Origin of the sequence: Levilactobacillus sp. LN180102 (assembly GCF_050106635.1) — a bacterium.
GTDB classification, from domain to species: Bacteria; Bacillota; Bacilli; order Lactobacillales; family Lactobacillaceae; genus Levilactobacillus; species Levilactobacillus brevis.
This window is the reverse complement of sequence record NZ_JBNIIX010000022.1, coordinates 26,394-29,894: the sequence shown is the minus strand read 5'-3', so window position 1 is coordinate 29,894 and position 3,501 is coordinate 26,394. Positions and strand designations below refer to the sequence as shown.

The 3,501-nt window shown below is 46.8% G+C and carries 2 protein-coding genes; both read right to left on the bottom strand.

Translation table 11 applies throughout. From position 1 onward, the window contains the following. Positions 1–132: 132 nt before the first annotated feature. Positions 133–1,464, bottom strand: a complete 1,332-nt coding sequence (murC, locus tag ACP4IT_RS11380) for a UDP-N-acetylmuramate--L-alanine ligase (RefSeq protein WP_082265242.1) — start codon at positions 1,462–1,464, stop codon at positions 133–135. 133 nt (positions 1,465–1,597) lie between these two features. Further along, on the bottom strand, positions 1,598–3,501 hold a 1,904-nt coding region (locus tag ACP4IT_RS11375), incomplete at its 5' end, for a DNA translocase FtsK (RefSeq protein WP_426855749.1).

Below are 3,501 nucleotides of genomic sequence, written 5' to 3'. Positions count from 1 at the left end.
TCACTCGCTTTCAATTGGTTTTCGTCGACTTGATTGTAGCACAGGGCAGTATGCCCTTTTTATTTTGTTTTGAAAAAAAGGCGTCGATGGATTTTATCCATCAACACCAAATATCATAGAGCCATTACTTATTTAGTTATTTTTCAAAGATAGGTGACTTAATAGTTCTTCATAAGCCCGTTCGTACTTTTGCACGTCCCCAGCACCCATAAAGACAACCACAGCATCATGGAAATCTAACAGCGGCGACATATTGTCTACCGTTAAGATTTCGCCACCCTTGACAATCTTTTGTGCCAAATCTTTACTGGACACGGCCCCCTGCGTTTCGCGCGCAGAACTAAAGATATTGGTTAAGAAGACTTTATCTGCCAAATTCAAGCTCTTAGCAAAATCATCCATCAAAGCAATTGTTCGACTAAAGGTATGTGGCTGGAAGACCGCAATAATTTCCTTGTCTGGATACTTTTGCCGAGCAGCATCCAACGTTGCCTTGATTTCAGATGGATGATGCGCATAGTCATCAATGATGGTCATGTCCGCTAGCTTTCGTTCTGTAAACCGTCGCTTAACACCCTTAAAGTCAGCCAATTCATGCTTAATTTCATCCATGTTGACCTTCTCAAAGTAAGCCACCGCAATAACTGCTAGACTGTTAAGCACATTGTGTTCACCAAACAAGTGAATTTCAAAGTTACCTAAGAATTCATCATCATGGTAAACATCAAAGGTTGAGCCAGTTGTTGAACGTTTAATGTTTCTAGCTTGGAAGTCGTCACGATCACTCGTACCGTAATAATAAACCGGAACATCCGTCTTTAATTTCCGTAGTTCTGGATCGTCACCCCAAGCAAAGATGCCCTTCTTAACCTGCTTAGCCAGCGTTTCAAACGCACTGTAGACATCATCAATGCCTGTGTAGTAATCGGGATGATCAAAATCAATATTGGTCATAATCGCATAGTCTGGCTTGGTTGCTAAGAAGTGACGCCGGTATTCGTCGGCTTCGTAAACAAAGAACCGCGCATTGGGCGTCCCTTTACCACTACCATCACCAATTAAGTAAGAGGTTGGTGCAACCCCACTTAAAACGTGGGCCAACAACCCCGTCGTACTCGTCTTACCGTGGGCACCAGCCACCCCAATACTGGTATAACCTTCGATCAAGTGACCGAGGAATTCGTGGTAACGATAAACCGGCAAGCCCATTTCCTGGGCTTTTTTGATTTCTGGATGATCATCCGTGAAAGAATTACCCGCAATAACCGTCAAGCCTTCGTGAATGTTGGCTTCATCAAACGCCATAACGTCGATACCGGCCTGTTCCAATCCCCGTTGTGTAAACGTGTATTGCGTAATATCTGAACCTTGAACCTTAAAGCCCTTGTCATGCAAAATCAAGGCGAGCGCACTCATCCCTGATCCTTTAATTCCAACAAAATGATAAACCGTTGCGTTATCCATTAAATGATCCTCTTTTCTACTCTGTGCGGTAAGGCCATATACTCCCCCGACCGAGTGACTCTAGCTTCATTTTAGCATATCCCCCACCCCCATAAAAGAAACCAACGCAGAAAGGCGGTGAGGTCTATTCAAGCTAAGATGAAAATGGTGCATCTTGGTCATGCGGTTCTGGTAAATCCTTACCTAAGTCGTCTGGTGTTAAATACACTTCTCGCGGTTTTGAACCGTGCTGCGGTGAAACATAATGGTGCTGTTCCAAATCATCAATCAAATTAGCTGCTCGGTTATAGCCGATCGAAAAGACCCGTTGCAATTTCGACGTCGAGACCGTCTTTTCTTGGGCAATGTAGTCCAAGACCTTTGGCAACAATTCATCTTGATTTTCTTCTGCCGTCTCGCGTTGTAATAAGCCCTTGGGTTCAAAAGCATAGTGTGGCTGCCCTTGAGTTCGAACAAAGTCCGTAATGGCATCAACCTCAGACTCAACAAATGCGCCTTGCAACCGCATCGGCTGACTGGCCCCATTTCCAAGATACAACATGTCCCCACGTCCCAAGAGGTTCTCAGCCCCAGCGGTATCCAAAATGGTCCGTGAGTCAATCTGACTCGATACCATGAATGCAATCCGCGTTGGAATATTGTTCTTGATGGTCCCTGTCACAATATCCACACTTGGCCGCTGCGTAGCCACTAACAAATGAATACCGGCAGCCCGGGCCTTCTGAGTGATCCGGACAATGTAGTCTTGGACTTCACTAGCCGCCATCATCATCAGATCAGCTAACTCGTCGATAATAATCACAATATAAGGCATCTTCAACCCGGGTTCTTCGTTAGCATCGGCGCGGTCGTTAAACTGCTCGATGTTACGAACGCCTGCTGCTGCCAGTTTTTCGTAACGTTCATCCATTTCTGTGACGACCCACTTCAAGGCTGCTGCGGCCGCTTTAGGATCAGAGATCACTGGTGACAACAAGTGTGGTAAGGCATCATATGGGGCCATTTCCACAGCCTTCGGATCAATGAGCAAGAGCTTAACTTGCTGTGGTGTTGCTTTATACAAAATCGATAACAGCAAGGAATTAATGAACACACTCTTCCCAGAACCAGTTGCCCCGGCAATCAGGCCATGGGGCATCTTTCGCAAGTCAGTCACTTGGGGCTGTCCAAATAAATCGACCCCTAAAGCAACCGTCAGCGGTGATTCACTCTTCTGGAACGCCGGTGAATTCAAGATTTCTGCTAGCATGACCGGACAGGATTTTAAATTAGGAATTTCAATTCCCACCGTTGTCTTACCCGGGATTGGTGCTTCGATCCGAATGTCCTTAGCCGCCAAAGCCAATTTGAGATCATCATTTAGATTAGTAATTTTATTAACTTTTACCCCAAGTGCTAGACTAATTTGGAACTGCGTTACGGTTGGTCCCACTGTCCAGTCCGTCACATGGGCATCCACGTGAAACGCACTTAACGTGGCGTCCAGTACCTCAGCTTGGTGTTCAATCCATTCATCCAATGCTGCCTCATCCGGCACGACTGGCTTGGGTAATAAGCTAATATCTGGGAAATGATAGCCCCGGTCACTAACAGCTGATGGCTCGGCCTCAGCGGGTGCTGTTGGCCGGTCGAATAAAGCCAAGTTCCGCTGATCATTCCCCTCTTCTTGCATAATATCTCCCAACGAGTGGCCCAAACCACGGGCAGGCTTCGCTTTAGGCTTAACTGTTGCGGGAGCCGGCTTATTGTCTACTGATGCCGCCGACTTTGATTGATTCGGCGTGGTATCATCACTCATTGCCCGGTCTAATAAGGCTGAAACTTCACGCGATTGTTCAGTCGGTTTAGAACTCACGTTTCCCGTCATAGATTCACGCGTTACTTCTGCTGGTTCATCCGCCACCGTCGAGACCGGTTGCTCTGCTACCTCCGCGTCTGTTGCAGGCGGTTCAACCACTGTACCTACCGGCAAATAATCAGTTGCAGGCGTAACCGCTGTTGCTGTCGGCCGCAGAATTTCTGTGGGTGCCGCTGAAT

Coding starts and splice junctions, on each gene's coding strand:
- murC (WP_082265242.1), bottom strand. CDS start 1,464: ATGGATAACGCAACGGTTTATCATTTTGTTGGAATTAAAGGATCAGGG.